This is a genomic window from Martinezella calliandrae, from assembly GCF_030272695.1.
Taxonomy (GTDB): Bacteria; Pseudomonadota; Alphaproteobacteria; order Rhizobiales; family Rhizobiaceae; genus Rhizobium; species Rhizobium calliandrae.
Genome location: NZ_JARFYN010000024.1, coordinates 1 through 19,238, shown reverse-complemented (window position 1 = coordinate 19,238; position 19,238 = coordinate 1). Strand labels below are relative to the sequence as shown.

24 protein-coding genes and 1 pseudogene are annotated in these 19,238 nt (G+C 59.5%); 12 read left to right on the top strand and 13 right to left on the bottom strand.

Features of this window, described 5'->3' with window-relative positions; genetic code table 11:
- Nucleotides 1-11: 11 nt before the first annotated feature.
- The 3 genes from PY650_RS18820 to PY650_RS18810 form a co-directional block, all read right to left on the bottom strand.
- Nucleotides 12-212, bottom strand: coding sequence for a transporter associated domain-containing protein (locus tag PY650_RS18820; RefSeq protein WP_285881092.1), 201 nt, complete (start codon nt 210-212; stop codon nt 12-14).
- A 28-nt stretch (nt 213-240) separates the two neighbouring features.
- On the bottom strand, nt 241-1,305 hold the full coding sequence (locus PY650_RS18815) for a patatin-like phospholipase family protein (protein WP_285881014.1): 1,065 nt from the start codon (nt 1,303-1,305) through the stop codon (nt 241-243).
- A gap of 106 nt (nt 1,306-1,411) precedes the next feature.
- Nucleotides 1,412-2,452, bottom strand: coding sequence for a zinc-dependent alcohol dehydrogenase family protein (locus PY650_RS18810; RefSeq protein ID WP_285881013.1), 1,041 nt, complete (start codon nt 2,450-2,452; stop codon nt 1,412-1,414).
- A gap of 205 nt (nt 2,453-2,657) precedes the next feature.
- Here PY650_RS18810 and PY650_RS18805 point away from each other — a divergent pair, with 205 nt between their 5' ends.
- Entirely contained in the window at nt 2,658-3,545 is an 888-nt protein-coding gene (locus PY650_RS18805) for a branched-chain amino acid aminotransferase (RefSeq protein WP_285881012.1), read from the top strand.
- A gap of 131 nt (nt 3,546-3,676) precedes the next feature.
- On the opposite strand, the gene PY650_RS18800 is transcribed toward PY650_RS18805, so the two are convergent.
- Nucleotides 3,677-4,360 (bottom strand): glutathione S-transferase N-terminal domain-containing protein, encoded by a 684-nt coding sequence (locus tag PY650_RS18800; RefSeq protein WP_285881011.1) that lies wholly within the window; start codon nt 4,358-4,360, stop codon nt 3,677-3,679.
- 117 nt (nt 4,361-4,477) lie between these two features.
- Here PY650_RS18800 and PY650_RS18795 point away from each other — a divergent pair, with 117 nt between their 5' ends.
- Together PY650_RS18795 and PY650_RS18790 are read left to right on the top strand one after the other, a co-directional pair.
- Entirely contained in the window at nt 4,478-5,089 is a 612-nt protein-coding gene (locus PY650_RS18795) for a TetR/AcrR family transcriptional regulator (protein WP_285881010.1), read from the top strand.
- Between the two features lie 73 nt (nt 5,090-5,162).
- Entirely contained in the window at nt 5,163-5,285 is a 123-nt protein-coding gene (locus PY650_RS18790; RefSeq protein WP_285871638.1) for a hypothetical protein, read from the top strand.
- Nucleotides 5,286-5,314: 29 nt separating this feature from the next.
- Here the strand turns inward: PY650_RS18790 and PY650_RS18785 are convergent, their stop codons facing one another.
- The 3 genes from PY650_RS18785 to PY650_RS18775 form a co-directional block, all read right to left on the bottom strand.
- A complete protein-coding gene (locus tag PY650_RS18785; protein WP_285881009.1) occupies nt 5,315-6,550 on the bottom strand; it encodes an MFS transporter in 1,236 nt (411 codons plus the stop codon).
- On the bottom strand, nt 6,547-7,125 hold the full coding sequence (locus PY650_RS18780) for a YbhB/YbcL family Raf kinase inhibitor-like protein (RefSeq protein ID WP_285881007.1): 579 nt from the start codon (nt 7,123-7,125) through the stop codon (nt 6,547-6,549). Before PY650_RS18780 ends, PY650_RS18785 begins: the two co-directional genes overlap by 4 nt.
- A gap of 221 nt (nt 7,126-7,346) precedes the next feature.
- Nucleotides 7,347-8,159 carry a helix-turn-helix domain-containing protein gene (locus PY650_RS18775; protein WP_285881004.1) on the bottom strand — a complete coding sequence of 271 codons (813 nt, stop codon included), beginning with the start codon at nt 8,157-8,159 and terminating at the stop codon, nt 7,347-7,349.
- 186 nt (nt 8,160-8,345) lie between these two features.
- On the opposite strand from PY650_RS18775, the gene PY650_RS18770 reads away from it, so the two are divergent.
- The gene (locus tag PY650_RS18770; RefSeq protein WP_285881003.1) at nt 8,346-8,690 is read left to right on the top strand and encodes a nuclear transport factor 2 family protein; all 345 of its coding nucleotides are present in this window, start codon (nt 8,346-8,348) and stop codon (nt 8,688-8,690) included.
- 41 nt (nt 8,691-8,731) lie between these two features.
- Here the strand turns inward: PY650_RS18770 and PY650_RS18765 are convergent, their stop codons facing one another.
- Both PY650_RS18765 and PY650_RS18760 read right to left on the bottom strand, forming a co-directional pair.
- Nucleotides 8,732-9,238 (bottom strand): hypothetical protein, encoded by a 507-nt coding sequence (locus PY650_RS18765; RefSeq protein WP_285881001.1) that lies wholly within the window; start codon nt 9,236-9,238, stop codon nt 8,732-8,734.
- A 178-nt stretch (nt 9,239-9,416) separates the two neighbouring features.
- Nucleotides 9,417-10,067 (bottom strand): aspartate/glutamate racemase family protein, encoded by a 651-nt coding sequence (locus PY650_RS18760; RefSeq protein WP_285881000.1) that lies wholly within the window; start codon nt 10,065-10,067, stop codon nt 9,417-9,419.
- Nucleotides 10,068-10,323: 256 nt separating this feature from the next.
- Here PY650_RS18760 and PY650_RS18755 point away from each other — a divergent pair, with 256 nt between their 5' ends.
- The 3 genes from PY650_RS18755 to PY650_RS18745 all read left to right on the top strand — a co-directional run bounded on the left by PY650_RS18755 (nt 10,324) and on the right by PY650_RS18745 (nt 12,456).
- A complete protein-coding gene (locus tag PY650_RS18755; protein WP_120703556.1) occupies nt 10,324-10,926 on the top strand; it encodes a superoxide dismutase in 603 nt (200 codons plus the stop codon).
- 82 nt (nt 10,927-11,008) lie between these two features.
- Nucleotides 11,009-11,863: a metallophosphoesterase gene (locus PY650_RS18750; protein ID WP_285880999.1), complete on the top strand. Its 855-nt coding sequence runs from the start codon at nt 11,009-11,011 to the stop codon at nt 11,861-11,863.
- An 86-nt stretch (nt 11,864-11,949) separates the two neighbouring features.
- Nucleotides 11,950-12,456: a DUF1772 domain-containing protein gene (locus PY650_RS18745; RefSeq protein WP_285880998.1), complete on the top strand. Its 507-nt coding sequence runs from the start codon at nt 11,950-11,952 to the stop codon at nt 12,454-12,456.
- A 9-nt stretch (nt 12,457-12,465) separates the two neighbouring features.
- On the opposite strand, the gene PY650_RS18740 is transcribed toward PY650_RS18745, so the two are convergent.
- Complete coding sequence (locus tag PY650_RS18740) at nt 12,466-13,362, bottom strand: AraC family transcriptional regulator (RefSeq protein ID WP_285880997.1); 897 nt, start codon at nt 13,360-13,362, stop codon at nt 12,466-12,468.
- Nucleotides 13,363-13,527: 165 nt separating this feature from the next.
- Between PY650_RS18740 and PY650_RS18735 the strand changes: the two genes are divergently transcribed.
- Nucleotides 13,528-14,310, top strand: coding sequence for an SDR family NAD(P)-dependent oxidoreductase (locus PY650_RS18735; RefSeq protein WP_285880995.1), 783 nt, complete (start codon nt 13,528-13,530; stop codon nt 14,308-14,310).
- Nucleotides 14,311-14,340: 30 nt separating this feature from the next.
- Here PY650_RS18735 and PY650_RS18730 read toward each other — a convergent pair whose 3' ends face one another.
- Nucleotides 14,341-15,042 (bottom strand): helix-turn-helix transcriptional regulator, encoded by a 702-nt coding sequence (locus PY650_RS18730; RefSeq protein ID WP_285880994.1) that lies wholly within the window; start codon nt 15,040-15,042, stop codon nt 14,341-14,343.
- Nucleotides 15,043-15,169: 127 nt separating this feature from the next.
- On the opposite strand from PY650_RS18730, the gene PY650_RS18725 reads away from it, so the two are divergent.
- The 3 genes from PY650_RS18725 to PY650_RS18715 all read left to right on the top strand — a co-directional run bounded on the left by PY650_RS18725 (nt 15,170) and on the right by PY650_RS18715 (nt 17,419).
- Nucleotides 15,170-15,805, top strand: coding sequence for a LysE family translocator (locus PY650_RS18725; RefSeq protein WP_285880992.1), 636 nt, complete (start codon nt 15,170-15,172; stop codon nt 15,803-15,805).
- A 147-nt stretch (nt 15,806-15,952) separates the two neighbouring features.
- Nucleotides 15,953-16,396 carry a c-type cytochrome gene (locus tag PY650_RS18720; protein ID WP_285880991.1) on the top strand — a complete coding sequence of 148 codons (444 nt, stop codon included), beginning with the start codon at nt 15,953-15,955 and terminating at the stop codon, nt 16,394-16,396.
- A 108-nt stretch (nt 16,397-16,504) separates the two neighbouring features.
- Entirely contained in the window at nt 16,505-17,419 is a 915-nt protein-coding gene (locus tag PY650_RS18715; protein WP_285880988.1) for a cytochrome c, read from the top strand.
- A gap of 17 nt (nt 17,420-17,436) precedes the next feature.
- Here PY650_RS18715 and PY650_RS18710 read toward each other — a convergent pair whose 3' ends face one another.
- Complete coding sequence (locus PY650_RS18710) at nt 17,437-18,183, bottom strand: class I SAM-dependent methyltransferase (protein WP_285880986.1); 747 nt, start codon at nt 18,181-18,183, stop codon at nt 17,437-17,439.
- Between PY650_RS18710 and PY650_RS18705 the strand changes: the two are divergent.
- Nucleotides 18,184-18,402: pseudogene (locus tag PY650_RS18705) on the top strand (hypothetical protein); the annotation flags it as partial.
- Nucleotides 18,403-18,443: 41 nt separating this feature from the next.
- Here the strand turns inward: PY650_RS18705 and PY650_RS18700 are convergent.
- Nucleotides 18,444-18,932 carry a GNAT family N-acetyltransferase gene (locus PY650_RS18700; protein WP_285880984.1) on the bottom strand — a complete coding sequence of 163 codons (489 nt, stop codon included), beginning with the start codon at nt 18,930-18,932 and terminating at the stop codon, nt 18,444-18,446.
- Between the last annotated feature and the right edge of the window lie 306 nt (nt 18,933-19,238).

Genomic DNA, 19,238 nt, shown 5'->3' with positions numbered 1-19,238 from the left:
AATCCTCTTCATCAGATTGGATATTCCATCCGGACAATCCGGACCTTGTCGATATTGCGCCCGGCGAGTTTGATCACCTCGAAGGTGAGATTGCCAGATGTGAAGTTCTCGCCCTCATGCGGCAAATGGCGCAGCCGCCAGAGAATGAAGCCGGCAAGCGTGGAGTAGCGGTCGGCATCATCGATGCGATCGGCGTCCACCAGTTTGGAGATGCGATCGATGGTCCGCTGGCGATGCCGTTTATTTTCCCTTCGCCGCCAGGATCCGTTTCGCTACCTCGTCCAACGCTGCCGTATTGCGGATGATGAATTGCTGCGCGACGTTCGTCAGAGCCGCGATATTGCCGGCTGATGCATCGTCCATTTCGTCGTTGGCGCCGACGAGCGGGCCATCGATGCGGAAATAGGCAAGCTTGCCGACATTGCCCGACGTGACCTGTGTCGAACCATCAATCATTTTCGTCCCGACAGGGTTGAGCAGGGAATTGGCCTCATAGGAGGCGGTCGATGCTTCCCCTTGCATCAAAACAGAAATCAGCGGCGTGCCGTTCGCCGGGTTGATCCAGCCGAGCGCACCCCAGCTCTTTGCCTGTTGATAGGGGATCGGCCTATTCTGCTGACCGGTGCCGAGCGACAGAACCAAGACAGAGTCGCGGCTTTTCTCCCAGCCCATTTTGCGCGCTTCGACATAGGCTGCCAGAATAGGATCATTGGCGAAAACGCCGCCGTCGACCAAGGGGACCAAGCGGTCGGGATCATCGGCGGCTTTCGCGAAGTTTTCGATCAGCGCCGGCTCGAAATAAGTCGGCGCGGCGGAAGTGGCGCGACAGGCCTGCCAAAAGCGGAAATGGCTGTTTTGATCGTCGGAGTTGGACATGATCAGCGCCTGGCGCGCCTTGATGTTGTAAGCCGTAATCAGCACTTTGGTCAGTCCGGCGGCGATCTCGGCGGTTCCCAACCGAGCCTGCAGCTTCGTTTCCAATGGCGTGGCATCGTAGCGCTCTTCCGTCAGTCCGCGGAGATTGATGATTTTCGACAGCAGCGTTGTGCCGAAAATATCCTGTCCCTCTTTGGCGTAGAGATTGACCAGATCGTCCGGCACGCAAGCGGCGTCGCCGTTGCCGGAAGGGTGCGGGCAGGTGAGCCCGGCTGCGATGATGGCGCCCGTCGACGTGCCGGCGATCAGATCGAAGGCTTTGTGCATCGGCAGGCCGTTGAGCCGCTTCGCGAGGTCGGCAACGACCAGCGCCGGAACGAGCCCGCGAATACCACCGCCGTCAATTGATAGGATGAACCGCACTGTCATGGAATTCCCCTCCTATGTCTGCCCCTCGGCAAAGATAGCAGCGGCATCGCGTCGATCAATGAAAGGGGAGCGTTCTCGCCTACCTCTTCCGGAGGGGAAAGGATGCCTAAAAACGTGTAATGACGCTGATGCCCGCACCCTCCGCCTTGGTCAGCTCCATCAGCGCCGGCACGGCTTCCTCCAGGCTGATCCTGCGCCCGATCAGCTTTTGCGGGGCGATCTTTCCCGCGGCAAGCATGTCCAGCATCGCGTCGTAGCGCCAGGCCTGCATGCCGTGGCTGCCATAGATTTCCAGCTCATGGCCGATCACCTGCGCCATCGGGATCTGTGGCGCCTTATGTTCGCCGAGCATCAAGCCGACCTGCACATGCCTGCCTCGGCGGCGCAGATTCTTGATCGAATTGAAGCAGGTGACTGGATGGCCGAGCGCGTCGATCGACACATGCGCGCCGCCCTTAGTAATTTCGCGCACGGCCTCCGCGACATCGGCGACGCTGGCCGCATTGATCGTTGCGACGGCGCCGCAATCGCGTGCGAAAGCCAGCTTCTCGTCGGAAATATCGATGCCGATGGCATTTGCGCCGAGCGCGCTCGCGATCATGATTGCAGACAGCCCGACGCCGCCACAGCCGTGCACGGCGATCCATTCTCCCGGCCGCGTTCTGGCCTGATCGGCAACTGCGCGAAACGACGTGGCGAAACGGCAGCCGAGGCTTGCCGCCGTCGCATCGTCGATCGTCTCGGGCAAATGCACAAGATTGGTGTCGGCATAATCAATCGCCACATATTCGGCAAAGGAACCCCAATGGGTGAAACCGGGCTGGAATTGGTTCGGGCAGACCTGCTGATTGCCGGAATGGCATTCGGCGCAGTGGCCGCAGCCGGAAACGAACGGCACGGTTACGCGATCGCCAACCTTGAAGCGAACGACGCCCCGGCCGGTCGCCACCACCTTGCCGGCCAGTTCATGGCCGGGCACATGCGGCAGCTTGATGTCAGGGTCATGGCCCATCCAGCCATGCCAATCGCTGCGGCAAAGTCCTGTCGCGCCGATGGCGATGACGACCCCGTCTTCCCCTGGCGTGGGATCGGGGAGGGTGCGAATATCCGGCTTGGCCTCAAAGGCCTCATAATACATAGCTCTCATCTGAATCCCGCCTATCCTGCTGCTATTGGCATGTTCCATCATTTTTCCTGGTTTACCCATTCGTCAAGCTATTGTTTCGGCGCATGAAAATTGCGCGGGGAATGCGGCTTCCGGTGCTTTGTTGCGAATGGATTTTGGATCGAATTTTCGGCTTGACCTCCAGGTTGCATGGGCATTTTCTTCCCGCTTTCAGGAGGAGCTCATCATGGTCGTCGATACATCCCCCCGCACAGCAACTTGGACCTATGTCGATGAAGAATGGCTTTCCGGTAATCCGCCGCTGATCGGCCCGACTTCGCATGCCATGTGGCTGGGTTCGACCGTGTTTGACGGTGCGCGCTGGTTCGACGGCATCGCACCCGATCTCGACCTCCATTGCCAGCGCATCAACCGCTCTGCGCTCGCGATGGGCCTGAAGCCACTCAAGACGGCCGAGGACATCGAGGCGCTCGCCTTGGAAGGCGTCAAGAAATTCGACGGCAAGATCCCGATCTATATCAAGCCCATGTATTGGGGCGAGCATGGCTCGCCCGGCAGCGTCGTTGCTGTCGATCCGGAATCGACTCGATTCGCGTTGTGCCTATTCGAAGCACCGCTCGGTGGTCATGGCGGCGTGACTCTCACTGTCTCGCCCTTCCGCCGCCCGTCGCCGGAAACCGCGATGACCGACGCCAAAACCGGTTCGCTTTATCCGAACAGCGGCCGCATGATTCTGGAGGCGAGAAAGCGCGGCTTCGACAATGCGCTGGTGCGCGACGTAAACGGCAATGTCGTCGAGACTGCATCTTCCAACGTTTTCATGGTGAAGGACAGTGTTATCTACACGCCGGTCGCCAACCGCACCTTCCTCGCCGGCATCACGCGAGCCCGCGTCATGGGTCTGTTGCGCCAGGCAGGTTTCGATGTGCGTGAGGAGACACTCTCTGTTGAGCAATTCATGGCTGCCGACGAGATTTTCACCACCGGTAACTACTCCAAGGTCGTCTCCGTTAACCGCCTCGATGACCGCGAATTCCAACAGGGTCCGATCGCCCGCAAGGCGCTGGAGCTCTACATGGACTGGGCTTATGGACGGAGCGCCAGCGAAGAGTGATCGGGCTTTGCCCGAGCAATCGATTCCCGTGAATCGATTGCAGCGACGAACGCGCCGAGCTTAGGCAAAGCGCACGGCAGCAAAAAGGGGCAGGGCCGTTCAAGCTCGGCCCGAGGAATTCCAAGAGGACTTTACGGCCGCACCGGCGTTCCGGAACGACCGGCAGAGTCGATGTAGGACTGCGGCGCGAAGAAGATGCCATCGGCCTCGAATGCTTCGAGATCCTCTTCCTGGAGCGCCTCGCGGACTTTTGGTCTTGCGCCGACGCGGGCCATGAACCCATGTAACGCCGGCCAGCGGGTGAGGTCGAACTTGATCCAGGGCGACCAATTCAGGCAGACGAAGAGATAGGCGTCGGCGATCGTGAAATTGTTGCCGGTTAGATAGGCGCCGGCAAACCGGCTGTTCAACCAATCCAGCCGTTTGCACACCAGCTCATGGATGCCGGCATGGGCGCCTTCGTAAGCGGAGTTGAACAACATCGCCATCGGCTTGTGCAGCTCGGAGGTGACGAAGTTCAGATAGGATTGCACTTGGCTGCGGGCGTAGGTCCCGGCCTTCGGAAACAGACGTGATCCTTCCGGCGAGCGTTCCACGAGGAGCTGCACGATCGCGGGCCCCTCGGTCAGTACGCTGCCGTCATCCAGCATCAAGGCCGGTACGTAACCGTTGCCGTTGATGGCAAGGTAGTCGTCACCCGAATTCGTCCGATGCGTCTTACGATCGACTTCGATTAGCTCGATTTCGAGACCGAGTTCCCGACAAACAATGTGCGGCGACAGGGAGCATGCAGCAGGGTGCATATAGAGTTTCATCGGGTCTCTCTCCTTCTCGGCGCAGGCATGAAGCTTCGCGCTAATATCCGTTGAACATTTGTACCATCTCGCATAAAATTCGCTCGGTCAAGATTTTTATGCGAAACGGTATAAAATATGAAGAGCGAGAAAAAGCAGGGCCGCCCCCGTGCCTTTGATGCCAAGACGGTGATCGGGCGGGCGCGGGAGGTTTTTTGGGACAAGGGATTTTCCGCGGCCTCGCTTGATACGCTGAGTGCTGCGACGAAGCTGAATCGACCGAGCCTCTACGGCGCGTTCGGCGACAAGGAAGAGCTCTATCTGGATGCCTTGGAGGACTATCGCGAAGACAGCATGGATGTGCTGTCGGAAGCTCTCGATCCAGCTTTGCCGCTGCGGGAGAACCTAGCGAGCGTTTATGCCAGAGCTTTGAAAATATATCTGCACGGCGATACCGCGGCACGCGGATGCTTTCTGATCAGCACCGCAACAGCGGAGGCCATTCAGCATGCCCGTATACGGGAGGTGCTGGGCCGCAGCCTCAATGACTTCGACGACGCGATCAAGGAACGGATGGAGCTTGCGGTGGAGCGGGGCGAACTCCCGACGGATGCCGATCCGGCGACCCTCGCAAGACTTGCTTCCGCTGTGATGCATTCGCTCGCCGTGCGCGCGCGCGCAGGCGATACGCGCGAGACGCTGGAGGCACTCGCTCGTTCCGGCGTCGATCTCATCTGCGGTCGGAAGTAGTTAAATTAGGCGATGCGAAAGTGGTATTTGTGGTAAAATGACGTTGGTCGGCAAAATCACCGAGGAGGCCGCCATGAAAATTTCTATTCCCGCTTCTGTCTATGTTTTCGACTATTACAGGCTGTTTTTGCAGCTCTGTGTCATCGCGGCGACCGGGTTCGTCATTTATTCGATGCTGTTCGGATTGACGTGGTGACGTGACGTCGGAAGTGATTGACGCGTCCCCTATGGGGCCGTCTCCTCTTTCGGGCTGACCCACCAGCAATAGACCGCGCCGATCGCCAGCAACACGCAGGTACCGAGAAACACGGCGCGCATCCCGATGTGGCCGCCGACGAAGCCGCCCATGACGGGGCCGACCACCTGACCAGCGAATTGCGAGGAGGTGGCCAGGCCGAGAATACCGCCGGCTGCTGCATCCGGCACATTATGACGGATAACGGCGGTGATGCACGGCAGTAGGCCGCCGAGCGCAATACCCATCAGGAAACGCAATGCAATCAATTGCCAGGCCGCCGTTACGAACGCCTGTGGGATCAACAGCAGCGAGGCGACCGCAAGAGCTGCCATGATCACGGTCCAATGGCCGATGCGGTCGGCAAGCTTGCCGAGCCAGGAGGCTGAAAGGATGCTGCCGAGCGCGGCAACGGCCATGACCAGACCCGAAACCATCGTGACATGTGCATCATCGACGAATTGCGCGACGTAGACGGTAATGATCGGTTCGATGGACATGTTGGCAAGCATCAGCAACAGCCCGATCGATAACATCGCGACAACGGGCCGCTTGTCAGGGATGGAAGCCCAGCTGCGGCTTGCCTTCGCCGCCTTCTTCCGCGCCGGCGATTTCTCTTCTTTGATCAGGAAGGTGGTCGCCAGGAACGTCAAGAAGATCACACCGCCGGCGAGCAGGAACGTGCGGCGAATGCCAATGACAGGCGGCAGCGCGCCGCCGATCAGCGGTCCGACCAGATTGCCGGCCATGACGCCGGAGGACAGCATCCCAAGCGCCCAGGCCGAGCGATGTTTCGGCGTCTGGGTCGCCACCAGGACCATCGAGCCAGAGGCATAACCGCCGGCAAGCCCGGTGAACATTCGCAGCGCTACCAATTCCCAAACGTTGCCCGCCATCCCCATCAGCGAGATGGCCACGGTCATGCCGAGACTCGCGCGCACCAGCATCAGCTTGCGGCCATAAATATCGCCGAGCCTGCCCCAAAGCGGCGCGACGAAGGCAGCGGCAAAGAAGGTGGCGCCATAGGCGATGCCGGACCATTGCACGGTTTCGGCCTTGTCGATGACGCCAAGTTCTTCGACATAGAGGGGCAGGAAGGGAAGCAAAAGCGTCATCGCCACGATAGTGGTGAAGGAGCCGAGGAGGCAGATGATCAGATTCCGCATCCAATAAGCTGTTTCCGGCTCAGCCGGCGCGGCCGCATCCCATCTTGTCTGAACAGTCATCTCTTGGCCTTTGCATTCGTCGTATAAAATAGTTCCTGGCTGCCCGACGCGAGGACGTGTCCCTTCGTCGCGGCAAGCAGATCAGCGCGGGTGAAGAGATCGGGCAGTTTGAGCCGGTCGACATCGAGTGCATAGACAGTGACGTGATAGCTATGGACCCGTTCGTCGTTCCAGGGCGGACAGGCACCCATATAACCCCCATGCGGCCCATTCGCCAAGGAGCCGCCGCCTGCGCCATTCTGTCCCCGCCTGCCGTGGGCGGTGCGTTCGAGCGGTAATCCGGCCTCCGGAGGACCATCGCCATCGGCGCCTTCCGGAAGTTTGGTCAGCGAGGCCGGGATATCGGCGAGCACCCAATGAACGAATTCGATCCGCTTGAACGTCTTGGGAATGCTCTTGTTATCCTTGTTGAATAATGAGAAATCGGCCGGCACATCAGGGTCGACCATCGTCAGCGCGTAGGAGCGCGTACCTGTCGGCCCCTTTGACCACGACAGCGCGAGGCTCTTGTTCGGCCCAGGCGCTGACTTGCCGTTCGCCGTAGCAATACAGGACGCGTTTTCCGGCAACAGCATACGGCCATCGCTCTTATCGAATGTGACTTTGAGATCAGCAGCGAATGCCGGCCGGCCGGCTGCAAGTGTTGCGATGGCGGCGATAGCTCCGAGGAGATGGGAATGTTTCGCATGGTCTTGCCCTTTCGTGTTTCAGCCTTTTGAGCTCTCATTGGGCAGGGTCTAACAGATCGTCCTGGCGCTCTGGCGCGCGCAAACGCTCAAATTTCGTCCGACAACGCTCAAGCGTTGCGTAGTCGTTCGGCAAAGCGGCGGGGTGAACGATAGCCGGTGGCAAGCGCTGCCTCGCGCAGCGACAGTCCATCTTCTGTCAAAAGCGTGGTTGCCAGGGCCACGCGTTCGCTTGCCATCACTTCACGCAGCGACGAGCCTTCCTGCGACAGGCGCCGTCGCAGCGTTGCGTTGCTGGTGCCGAGTTCGGCAGCAATGAGGTCGGCGGTCCAGGCTCGGTCCGGCTGCCAGCGCACCAGCGCGCGCACCGCCTCGGCCGTCGTTTCGGGCGATGCCGGCAGGGCGCCGCGGATGCCGAGCACCATCAGCACTTCCATCAGGCGATGCTCGATCAGCGCCGTTGGCAATTCGCCAGACGCGATCCCTTCGCCGGCATGATGGATAGCTGCGGCGAGTACCGGATCGAGCGGCAGGTCGACCTGCGACGCCACGCGCCCCGGCTCAAAGGCCCTGAGAGCGCGGCGCACCAATTGGTCGGGGAAGCTAATGAAGATGGCGCGATAGACGCCGCTCTGCGGATCAGGGTCGTTCACGACATCGCCGCGCCAGCCGGCGGGCAAGACCAGCACCGTGCCGGCAGGAAAGCGCCGATGGCGCCCCATGCTCAGCACATCCTTGAAGCCTTCGACAAGAGCGACGATCGAGACCTGGGAAAAGGTCGAGCCGCCAATACGCTCGCGCTGCCGGGTAACGAAGGTGAAAAGCGCGGAGTAGCTTTTTTCGCCAACCGGCATGGTGGCCGGGCGGTTGTCCTTGCCCGCCAGGCGGCGCAACCTATCCAATATTTGCTGAGCCTCGGGCATGACGGCGGCTTCCTGCTGATGTCCACAACAGCGATAGTCTGGACCACTCCACAGTCGATGCCAAGCCGGCAAAGCGCCTTGTCGGTTCCTTCGTCTCATGATATAAAACTGATTGCATTTTGCAATCGGATTGCCGACGGCCGGATCCACATTCAAAGCGGTGGCCGGATAGAGAGGAGATGCACCATGAGCACTCTTGATAATGCCCGTTGCGACACGGTGCGGCGGCTATATGCCGCCTATGTCGCACAACATCCTGATGTCGTCGGCCCGATGCTGACCAGCGATTTTACCTTTTCCAGCCCGCGTGACGATCACATCGACCGCGACCAATATTTTAAGAATTGCTGGCCGAAGGAGAAGGTCTTTCGCGCCATTCATATCGAACATCTGGTACCCGACCGCGACGAGGTGATCGTTGGTTATCGCGCCGAAAAGATGGACGGAGGCAGCTTTCGCAATATGGAGATGATCCGCTTTACCGGCGACAGGATCGCCGAGGTAAATGTCTATTTCGGACGCAATGTTTAGGAAGGAGTGGGCCAGCGCGATAGCCGGCCCGTTCGTTCGCGCTAGGCCCGAGCTCGGGATAGCGCATGGCCGCGATGGATCGTCCAGGCCTGCAGGAGGCTGCCGGCAGCAAACAGGATCACCCAGGCGAGCAAGGCCGTCTGTACCGGCGGCGAATCCGGACCGTTGCCGATCGGATGCGACGGCGGCAGCCGCGAGAGCGTTTCGTTGATGCCGGGAACCCAGAGCAGGAAATAGGTGAAAGACAGGCCGAACGCCTTCAGATAAGCCCGCAGTCGACCAAGAAAGCTTATCCTTTCCACTAGAATTGCACCTGATGCCACCAGTATAGCCACAATTCCGAGCGCGTGTCCCGGGTTGAACCCGCCTGTAGAGGAAAGTCCGAAGGAGGTCACCACCGACAGCGCCAATCCACCAAGATAGATCTGTCCCGATCGCATCTGCGGTTGGATGCCGCCATGCTTCGCAAAGCTATAGAGCCCTGCGGCGATCGGGACGACGCTGATGGCGGTATGGAGTTCGCCGAGCAAGGAGAGAGGAGCGGGCATAATCGGTTTCCTTTGTGTATCGACTAGTAGGTAGGCTAAAGAGGCGAGCCATGGACGCTTTCGGCTCCTCCTCGGTCCTCCACGCCTGAATCCATAACCTACTAGTTGGTAGGCTGTCAATGAGTGAATGACTGCCTTCATTCCGTGTTGAAGCCGCGAGTCCGGACTGCGTCTTGGTTCAGCGCGCGGTTATTGCCGTCATCGCCGCCTGTAATGCCGCGGTCGGACTGGCCAGCGGCCGCGGATAGTCGTCAGCCAATAGGGCGGCCGCTCCGGTCATCGAGGCTTGCGCGAAGGCCACCGTCTTGGCCCCTTCACGATAGGCTGCCTCCGCCGCCTCGGCGATCCCTGCCAGATAAGCCTCCTGTTTGCCGGCCCGGAACAGCACCCATGCGCCATAGATCAGGCGGACATCAATCTCGGCGCCCGTGGTCTTGGCCGCTTCTTCGAAGAGTTCGGTCGTTGGGGCGATGGTCGTCTCGGTTGTGCAGAGGACGGTGACTTTACCGCAAGACTTCCCGACGTATTCAGCGAGCGCGCAGTCCGCTCTGACAATAGGTACCTCACATCTGTCCGCCGCTAACGATGCAGCGGGTCCGAGGGTCGAGCAATTGAGCACCACGGCATCAGCATCCTGGGCGAGGCGCAGAATGACTGCAGCCGTTTCCGCCTCGATTTCGGGCGTCAGTCCGCCCGCCCGCTCAGCGGCGAAGAGAAGATCGGCGCGGACATGGTGCAGAAGACAGTCGGTCGGAAGACCTAGCTGCTTTGCAGCACCCTCATAGATGGCGATGTTGCTTTCGGCGGTATGCAGGCAGGCGATGATCATGGGCAATCTTTGAAAATCGGGGGATATGGCAGGGAATCCTAACCGCTTCGCTTGCGCTTCACCATGGCTCGATTTGATCGTTTTTTTCACCATTCGCGTCCCCATGTCAGGAGCGGCAAAAATTGCAGCGCAAACAAGGGTAAATTTTCCTCGACCTCATGATTTTTTGCCACGCCGCCGGTTGCCCTTCACTGCGTCCCCTCCTATGTTCCCGATCACCTGCCGACGCAATCTATTGCCAAGAGGAGATATGACCATGGCTTTCGAATTGCCTGAACTTCCCTATGATTACGAAGCGCTTTCCCCTTTCATGTCGCGTGAAACTCTCGAGTATCACCACGACAAGCACCACAAGGCTTACGTCGACAACGGCAACAAGCTCGCTGCGGAAGCAGGTCTTGCTGATCTTTCTCTCGAAGAGATCGTGAAGAAGTCCTTCGGCACCAACGCCGGCCTCTTCAACAATGCTGCCCAGCATTACAATCACATCCATTTCTGGAAGTGGATGAAGAAGGGCGGCGGCGGCAACAAGCTACCCGGTAAGCTGGAAGCAGCCTTCGCCTCCGACCTCGGCGGTTACGACAAGTTCAAGGCCGATTTCGCCGCTGCTGGCGCCACCCAGTTCGGTTCCGGCTGGGCCTGGGTTTCCGTGAAGAACGGCAAGCTGGAGATCTCCAAGACCCCAAACGGCGAAAACCCGCTCGTTCATGGCGCCACGCCGATCCTCGGCGTCGACGTATGGGAACATTCCTACTACATCGACTACCGCAATCTGCGCCCGAAATATCTCGAAGCTTTCATCGATAGCCTGATCAACTGGGACTACGTCCTGGAACGTTACGAAGCCGCCACGAAGTAAGTTTGCTGTCTAGGCTTGCTTTTGCACCCGGCGCTGTCCAGGCGTCGGGTGTTTTCATTCCTGCTAGCCCAAGGGAGGCTACATGCTGTCTCCGTCTGCCCCGCTCTTCCGTTTCGGTGTCGTCGCCGATCCGCAATATGCCGCCTTGGAACCCAATTTTTCCCTTAACCGCTACCCGGCCAAGAGCCTCGCCAAGCTTGCGGAGGCGATTGCCGAATTCAACCGGCATGATCTCGCCTTCGTCGTCACCCTCGGGGATATTATCGACGGCGGCTGGGAGAGCTTCGATGCGGTTTTGCCCGTCTACGAGACCTTGCGGCACGAACGGCATTTCCTGCTCGGCAATCACGATTTTGCGGTCGCGGCGGAGCATTTGACCAAAGTTGCAAACCGTCTCGGCATGCCGTCGGCCTTTTATGACTTTGCCCATGCCGGCTATCGTTTCATCGCGCTGGACGGCAATGAGATCAGCCTCTTCGCGCCGCCGGAGGGCGATCCGCGCCGGGCAGAGGCCAAGGCGCTGATGAAGGCATTGCATGAGGCCGGCGCGCCAAACTCGCATCGCTGGAATGCTGCTGTTAGCGATACGCAATATACCTGGCTCGCTGCCAAACTGCTTGAGGCAAAAGTTGCAGGCGAGAAGACGATCGTCATGAACCACTACCCGATTTTCCCCAGGAATTCGCATAACGCTCTCGACAGCGATCGTATGCTGACGCTGCTCGCCGAACATGATCACGTCGTCGCCTATCTCAGCGGCCATAACCACGAAGGCAATTTCGGTGTCATGGACGGCACCTATTTCTTGAACTTCAAAGGCATGGTCGATACCGAGGACAGCAACGCTTATTCAATTGTGTCGGTGTACGAAGACCGGCTGGAAATTGCGGGATTTGGACGCGAGGAAAGCAGGCTGCTGACGCTGCAAGGTGCTTAACGAGATCTCGGGCATTTGAGCCTATAGGGAACGATCCGCACCTTTGAAGGTTTAGGGACGGGAGGGTCCGCTACGAGGCAGAGCTGATGTTTCCGACATTGCAAATCCTGACAATCTTAGTCGTCGCCGTCGCCATGGCGATGGCACTGGCGCATTTGCTGGAGCTGCCCGGAAAAATGCGACTGTCGAAAGAAGACTATCTGACGGTCCAGCGGATCTATTATCCAGGATTTACGATCGGCGGTGTTACCGAGCCGGTAGGTGTTCTTTTGATCCTACATGTTCTGTTCTTGACGCCAATCAGCACGGTCGCGTTCTGGCTATCTGCTGCTGCCTTTGCCGCTATGGCTGCCATGCACGCCGTTTTCTGGTTGCTCGTACAGCCAGTAAACAATTTCTGGCTCAAAGATATCGAGCTCAAAGGGCTAGGCGCGGGTTTCTTCTCGCATGATCCATTTGGTGGTCGTCGGACCGAGACCGCCGTCAAACCGGACTGGACCATGCTGCGCGACCGCTGGGAATGGTCGCATGCCGCGCGCGCTGCCTTGGGATTGCTGGCGTTTATTTTGCTGGTGACCGCTGTTGCCCTCTAGCGCCGATGCTCATTCCGCTGCCATTCGCATCTGCGCCACGTCCCGCTTCGGCGGCGCGCCGAACATGCGGGCGTATTCCCGACTGAACTGCGAGGCGCTTTCGTAACCGACCTGATAGGCTGCATTCTCCACGTTGGCACTGCCGGCGACCATGAGGCGGCGGGCCTCCAGCAGCCGCATCTGCTTCTGATATTGCAACGGTGTCATCGAGGTCAGCGTTTTAAAATGCTGGTGGAATGAGGAGGGGCTCATGCGCGCGGCGTCGGCAAGCTGCTCGATACGCATCGGCTGAGTGAAGTTGTTGCGCAGCAGGTGAATGGCGTCGGCGATGCGGCGCGTCTGGCTGTCCGGAAGAACCAGCTTGCAGACTTCACCGCCATTCGGGCCGGTGAGCATCCAGTAACAGATTTCGCGCATGATCGCCGGATAGAGCACCGGAACAGCTCTCGGTGTCGCCAGAAGGCTGGTCAATCGCACCAGGCACTCGGCAAGAGGCTGACCGAGGTCCTCGACAAAGATGCCGAGGCCTGTCCCGCCTGTCGGCTTTGGCGGCACATCGAGTTGCTCCATCACCTCGCGCATCATGCCGACATCGAATTCGAGGGAGATGGCGATGTAAGGCTCCTCAGCGCTTGCCTCAATCACCCGGCCGGATGCCGGCAGCTCGATGCTGATGATGAGGGCCTGCATCTCACCATAGTCGATCATCCTGTCGTTCAGCATCAGTTGCTTCGCACCCTGCACTACAACGCAGAGCGACGGCTTGTAGACCATCGGATGCGGCATCTTCAGCTTTGTCGACCGCATGATGTGAAGGCCGTCGATGCCGGTCGGAAATACCCCTGTGTCGTCGCCATCGCTGGCCTCGATGAATTGCATAAGCGCATCCTTAAGGGCGGACGACATGCTTAATCTCCGGACTGAGTGTTGCTTGGCCGTCATCATAGCTGCGTGATTGCGCCAGACAAGACAGTTGGAGGAATAGGCAAGAAATTCGAGAGTTCCGGCATTCAAGGAGAGGGCTCGGCGGGCGTAACTTTCCGCCACAAAACATTCCTTGGAGAAACGGTGATGACGACTGAAAATACAGACAAATCAAAGACAAATATTGCAATTATCACGGGCGGCAGCCGCGGTCTCGGTCGAAATACGGCCATTCATCTCGCCCGTCGCGGGGTTGATACCATCCTGACATATCACTCAAATCGGGCAGAAGCGGAAGGCGCAGTCGCCGAGATCGGGTCTCTTGGAAGAAAAGCCGTGGCGCTGCAACTCGATGCCGGCGACGTTGCTTCATTTGACGCTTTCATCTCCGAAGTCAGCCGCGCACTGCGGCAAAATTGGGGTCGCGATCGCTTCGACTTTCTGGTCAATAATGCCGGCATGGGCTATCACGCCGCTTTCACGGAAACGACGGAAGCTGAGTTCGACAAGCTCTATAACGTCCATCTCAAGGGCGTGTACTTTCTGACGCAGAAGCTGTTGCCGCACCTGGGTGATGGCGGCCGCATCGTCAATATCTCTTCCGGCCTTGCCCGCTTCAGCTTTCCAGGTTCGTCGGCCTATGCGGTTATGAAGGGGGCGATCGAGGTTCTGACACGATATCTCGCCAAAGAGCTCGGCTCCCGCGGCATCGCCGTCAACACGGTAGCTCCGGGTGCGATCCAGACTGATTTCAGCGGCGGCATCGTTCGCGACAATCCCGAACTCAACAACCTCGTCGCTTCCATGACGGCGCTCGGCCGCGCCGGTCTGCCCGACGATATCGGCCCGATGATCGCTTCGCTGCTGTCGCAGGACAACCGCTGGGTCAATGCTCAGCGCATCGAAGTCTCCGGCGGCATGGTCCTCTAATACCGGTCGCATCCTCGATGTCGTAGCACCTCAGCCGGTCGCGGTTGGGGTGTTTATTTGCCACCCGTTCACCCAGGCCTGCCTTAGTCCATCACCTTCGCCCTTAAACCATCGTCCCGTCGCCTCGCAGCCTTCAATCCTGTCGCTGCGGAAATTGCGGATTGCCTGGCGCAACTCGCACCAGGCGACGATGTTGGCGGTTTCGGCATAATAGATGAGTGCGATTGGGCGGATGACACGCTCGGTGGCGCGGCCCAATTCGTCGCGATAGGAGAGTTCGAGTTTCTCCTCGTCGCGAATGGCGCGGCGAACCAAAGCGAGGTCTATGGCGCCGGTGGAAGGTGCGGCAAAGCCCCAGGCGTGCAAGGCATTGGCATCGAGCGTCTGGCGAAGCGGTTGCGGCACTGCGCCGGCGATCTTGGCGCTGACGCGCTTGGCGGCGAGTTTCAGTTCATTGTCCCCGGTACGCTCCAAGAGCGCCAGCGAGAGCACGATCGCCTCCATCTCCTCGATCGAAAACATCAGCGGCGGTAGATCGAAGCCAGGGCGCAGGATATAGCCGATGCCGCGGCCGCCTTCGATCGGCACGCGCATCGCCTGCAACGCGACGATATCGCGATAAACGGAACGCACTGTGACCTCCAGCCGCTCGGCGATGGCAGCAGCCGTCACCGGTTTTTTTGCCAGCCGTAATATCTGGATGATCTCGAACAGGCGCGACGCCTTGCGCATGTCATCCTCGCGATTTGAAGGCTCCTGACAGCACCCTGTCAGTTGGGTTGATCCATAAACTGCCTATCGATTTGAAAATCAACACATTCCTCCGCGGATCGCACGCAAGCGACGATGGGCAACTGACATGAACTATAGCGAAAACCTCTGGCTCTACTTTCTCCTTCTATTTGGTATCATCATCGTGCCGGGCATGGACATGCTATTTGTGCTTGCCAATTCCCTGACCGGCGGTAGCAATCGCGGCCTTGCTGCCGCCGGCGGTATCATGCTCGGTGGCGCTGTGCATTCGCTAAACGGTGCGCTCGGCGTCAGTCTGCTGATGCATTTCGTGCCGATCCTGTTCAATCCGCTGCTCGTGGCCGGCGCCGCCTACATGGCCTTCATCGGCATCACGCTGATGCGCAGTTCGATCACCGTCGGCCACGACGGACCTGCCGGCAGTCGTTCCGCCTGGCGGGCTTTTCTTCAAGGTGCGGTTACCTGCCTGATCAATCCCAAGGCCTATCTTTTTATGCTCGCCGTCTATCCGCAATTTCTGAAGCCGGACTACGGCCCGATCTGGATCCAGGCGACCATCATGGGGCTCATGACCATTGCGACGCAATTTGCCGTCTATGGCGGGCTTGCGGTCACCGCCGGCCGCAGCCGCGATTTGCTGGTCGCTAATCCCCGGGCGACCGTCCTCGCGGGCCGGGCCGCAGGGCTGCTTCTCTTTGCGGTTTCGATGTTCACCATCTGGGAGGGGTGGAAAACGGCGTGAAATCTGGCATATGTCTTAAATATGACACTGATTTTGCTCAGTTCTCACCACTTTGTGACTTCATTGCCGGCGTGGAACGCGGCAAATATGTGCGCCGTAACAACGCGCCGGCCGCTTTCGCGGTCCAGGTCACGGATGGAGAGATAGATGAAGTGGAAAGCGATTGTGGCCGCGACGGTCCTGGCCGGCGTGGCTCTTGGTTCCGTCATTGCGGCCGATGGCACGCATGATTCCCGCATTGCGTTGATGAAGAAGGTCGGCGGCGCTGCCGGCGCTCTCGGAGCCATCGCCAAGGGTGACAAGCCTTACGACGCCGGTGTCGTCAAGGCCGCGCTGATGACGATCGCCGAAAACGCCAAGGCTTTCCCCGACCACTTCGGGCCGAACAGCGACAAGACCGATACCGAGGTCAATCCCAAGGTCTGGGATAACTTCGATGATTTCAAGGCCAAGGCGAACAAGCTTTCGAGTGACGCCGAGGTCGCGCTCGCGCAGTTGCCGGCAGACCAGGCTGGTGTCGGCGCGGCGCTGAAAACCCTCGGCGGCAATTGTGGCGCCTGTCACCAGGCCTATCGCATCACCAAGAACTAAGCGTAGGCCGGCTTCGACTGAAGAACGATTTAAGCATCCGCATCGGCTTTGCTGCCGGTGCGGATTTTAGTATCTCTCGATACACGCTCAATATGGGGAGTGCGAGGCATGGTTGCGCGATTTGTCCGGTGGCTGCTCTGCCTTGTCGGCCTCGTCATCTTCGGCTTCGGCGCCTTCTATGTCATCGCCGCCCCATCGCCCTTACCGGCGAGCCATTGGGCAAATCTCGGCGATCCAGATACCAAGAACGGCGAACAAATGTTCTGGGCGGGCGGCTGCACGAGCTGTCATGCCGCGCCGGGCGCGCAAGGCGATGCGAAGTTGGTCCTGTCGGGCGGCCTGGCGTTGAACAGCCCCTTCGGCACTTTTCATGTTCCCAATATCTCCCCGGATGAAAAGGCGGGCCTTGGCAACTGGACGCTTGCGGATTTCGGCAACGCCATGAAGCGTGGCGTCGGCAAAAACGGTGAACATCTCTATCCGGCTTTCCCCTACGGCTCTTACACCCGCATGAGCGACCAGGACATCAACGACCTCTGGGGTTTCTTGAAGACCTTGCCGAAGAGCAGCAACGTCGCGCCGCCGCATGAGCTGCCGTTCCCCTTCGACGTCAGGTTGGCGCTCGGCGGCTGGAAGTTCCTCTATTTCAACGATCAGCCCCGCGTTGTCATCGCCAACGCCGACGATAAGATCAAGCGCGGCCAGTATCTGGTGGAAGGCCCCGGCCATTGCGGCGAGTGCCACACCCCGCGCGACGGACTTGGCGGCTTTCTGAGGGACCAGTGGCTTGCCGGCGCTCCGAATCCGGAAGGCAAGGGTCGCATCCCCGACATCACTCCCGGCTCGAAGCCTTTGGGCGGGTGGAGCGCTGGCGATATCGCCAACTACCTAGAGACCGGCTTCACCCCCGATTTCGATAGTGTCGGCGGCTCGATGACAGAAGTTCAGCAAAACATCGCCCGCCTGCCGGCCTCGGACCGCGATGCGATCGCCGCCTACCTGAAGGCGGTGCCGGCGCGGTGAGCAGCTGAGTGGCTGTCTTAGCGTCGCTTTGCGAGATAGAGATGCGTTTCGTATCGCAACTCGAACTTTCCGCCATGTGTGGCGATCGTCTCCCCGAGCGCGGCAAGCAGCGCCTCCCTTTGGTCCGCCGCCAGAAGCGGGTAGCTTGAAAGCGTGCGAAGCAGGTCGCTATAGCTTGCAGCGCTTTGCATGCGGCTCCAAGGATAGCATCGGTGCGTTGTCGGCTCGAAATATTCGGACTCGCCGAGCAATTTCGCGAAGGGACCGTCCGGCAGATACCAAGCCTCCGCCGGTGGGTCGGAGAGCGACGGTGCGTATAGTGAATAGAGACGCGCGAATTCGGCGGCAAGCGGAGGCGCCAACGGCATGGGCACACTTCCAAGGACAGCCAGCGTTCCACCCGGCGCGAGCTGTTCGGCAGATTTGGCAAGTCGGACCTCTGATGCAACCCAGTGCAGGGACTGCGCGGCCATCACGAGCTTGAACGCTGTCGCCTCACCCGGCCAAGCCTCAAGGGTGGTTTGCGCGAAACGCACGTTGGGAAATTCCGCGAGGTTTTTCCGCGCGATGCCGATCAATTCCGCGCCCGGATCAAGCGCAAGAATAAAAACGCCACGGCGTGCAAAGCCCTGCGTTGCTTGTCCCGTGCCACAGCCAATCTCCAGGACCGCATCGCTGCTGTCCAAACCGGAAAACGCGGCGATGTCATCAAAAACGGACTCGGGGATAGGTTGGGCGAGCGTCGCCATAGAGTGCTGACGCAATCGGAATTTTTCATCGCCTCCGTCCACCACTCCATCCGCTGGCCGGAGACCGAGCCGCCGGCAAGGGGCGGACATCTCGTCCTGGTAACGGCGCTCAACTCAGGCGTGATCCGTTTTCATAATCCCTCCGGGCACGAGGCTGCAACGCGCGAAAATGTCGAACTTCCCCTGGAGACATTCGACCGGTTCTTCGCTGGACGCGGGATCGCCATCGACGCTGACGACAGGAAGGTCAACGGCGATCCTGCCGTGGACCGCTCTCATGCGAGCGCGTGCAGATAGCGCATTCCGGTGACCGGACGTGCCTTGAAATCCATCTGTTCGTAGAAGCGGTGCGCCTGGACATTGCCGGTCGCGGCGCTGACGGAGAGATAGCCGCAGCCGGCCTTGCGGGCAACGTCGCGAGCGCGGTCGACGAGATGCTGGCCGATGCCATGGCCGCGATGGCCGTCGCGCACGAAGAGATGATGCAGGTCCATGCCGCGCTGGCCCTCCTGCGCCCGGTAGAGCGGCACGAGGATGGCGTAGCCGATCAGCCCGTTTTCACCTTCCGCCACCAGCGCCGTGATCCACGGCACCGGACCGAATAGGTCGCGTTCGAGCTGTTCCGGGGTCGCCGCCGAGAGATCACCGTGATGGGCGGCGAGCAGCCGGATCATATCGTTCAACTCCGGCAAGTCGCGCGGATGCGCATTGCGGATCGTGATGACAGGCGGGCGGAGAAGTGAGATTTCGCTATCGTCCAGCATAGGGTTCTGCGTCCTTTTCTAAAATGCCGTCAGGACGCTGCCGATACAACAAAGCCGCCTGACGGCGGCTTGTTGACAATATGATCTGTCTCGGCCGCCCCTTACAGGTACAGCCAAAAATACGAGCGATTATGGAGCGCGTGCGTGATCATGGGCGCATAAATGATCTGGAACGACGGATTTGTCAATGGGGAGAGTCCATGCCCTCAGGGCTATCGCATTTGAGCGATGACAGTTCTTGCGAATTCGTCGGACCATCCGGATCGTTTTCGTTTGCGTCGAATGGAGATATTTGGCCTTGCGATC

Excerpts from the sequence above, each read along its gene's own strand:
- PY650_RS18740 (WP_285880997.1), bottom strand. The coding sequence starts at position 13,362 with ATGTCGTCCGCCCTTAAGGATGCGCTTATGCAATTCATCGAGGCCAGC.
- PY650_RS18775 (WP_285881004.1), bottom strand. The coding sequence starts at position 8,159 with ATGCCCGAGGCTCAGCAAATATTGGATAGGTTGCGCCGCCTGGCGGGC.
- PY650_RS18725 (WP_285880992.1), top strand. The coding sequence starts at position 15,170 with ATGAACTATAGCGAAAACCTCTGGCTCTACTTTCTCCTTCTATTTGGT.
- PY650_RS18815 (WP_285881014.1), bottom strand. The coding sequence starts at position 1,305 with ATGACAGTGCGGTTCATCCTATCAATTGACGGCGGTGGTATTCGCGGG.
- PY650_RS18785 (WP_285881009.1), bottom strand. The coding sequence starts at position 6,550 with ATGACTGTTCAGACAAGATGGGATGCGGCCGCGCCGGCTGAGCCGGAA.
- PY650_RS18715 (WP_285880988.1), top strand. The coding sequence starts at position 16,505 with ATGGTTGCGCGATTTGTCCGGTGGCTGCTCTGCCTTGTCGGCCTCGTC.
- PY650_RS18700 (WP_285880984.1), bottom strand. The coding sequence starts at position 18,932 with ATGCTGGACGATAGCGAAATCTCACTTCTCCGCCCGCCTGTCATCACG.
- PY650_RS18780 (WP_285881007.1), bottom strand. The coding sequence starts at position 7,125 with ATGCTGTTGCCGGAAAACGCGTCCTGTATTGCTACGGCGAACGGCAAG.
- PY650_RS18720 (WP_285880991.1), top strand. The coding sequence starts at position 15,953 with ATGAAGTGGAAAGCGATTGTGGCCGCGACGGTCCTGGCCGGCGTGGCT.
- PY650_RS18795 (WP_285881010.1), top strand. The coding sequence starts at position 4,478 with ATGAAGAGCGAGAAAAAGCAGGGCCGCCCCCGTGCCTTTGATGCCAAG.
- PY650_RS18755 (WP_120703556.1), top strand. The coding sequence starts at position 10,324 with ATGGCTTTCGAATTGCCTGAACTTCCCTATGATTACGAAGCGCTTTCC.
- PY650_RS18735 (WP_285880995.1), top strand. The coding sequence starts at position 13,528 with ATGACGACTGAAAATACAGACAAATCAAAGACAAATATTGCAATTATC.
- PY650_RS18750 (WP_285880999.1), top strand. The coding sequence starts at position 11,009 with ATGCTGTCTCCGTCTGCCCCGCTCTTCCGTTTCGGTGTCGTCGCCGAT.
- PY650_RS18765 (WP_285881001.1), bottom strand. The coding sequence starts at position 9,238 with ATGCCCGCTCCTCTCTCCTTGCTCGGCGAACTCCATACCGCCATCAGC.
- PY650_RS18730 (WP_285880994.1), bottom strand. The coding sequence starts at position 15,042 with ATGCGCAAGGCGTCGCGCCTGTTCGAGATCATCCAGATATTACGGCTG.
- PY650_RS18770 (WP_285881003.1), top strand. The coding sequence starts at position 8,346 with ATGAGCACTCTTGATAATGCCCGTTGCGACACGGTGCGGCGGCTATAT.
- PY650_RS18800 (WP_285881011.1), bottom strand. The coding sequence starts at position 4,360 with ATGAAACTCTATATGCACCCTGCTGCATGCTCCCTGTCGCCGCACATT.
- PY650_RS18760 (WP_285881000.1), bottom strand. The coding sequence starts at position 10,067 with ATGATCATCGCCTGCCTGCATACCGCCGAAAGCAACATCGCCATCTAT.
- PY650_RS18810 (WP_285881013.1), bottom strand. The coding sequence starts at position 2,452 with ATGAGAGCTATGTATTATGAGGCCTTTGAGGCCAAGCCGGATATTCGC.
- PY650_RS18790 (WP_285871638.1), top strand. The coding sequence starts at position 5,163 with ATGAAAATTTCTATTCCCGCTTCTGTCTATGTTTTCGACTATTACAGG.
- PY650_RS18745 (WP_285880998.1), top strand. The coding sequence starts at position 11,950 with ATGTTTCCGACATTGCAAATCCTGACAATCTTAGTCGTCGCCGTCGCC.
- PY650_RS18805 (WP_285881012.1), top strand. The coding sequence starts at position 2,658 with ATGGTCGTCGATACATCCCCCCGCACAGCAACTTGGACCTATGTCGAT.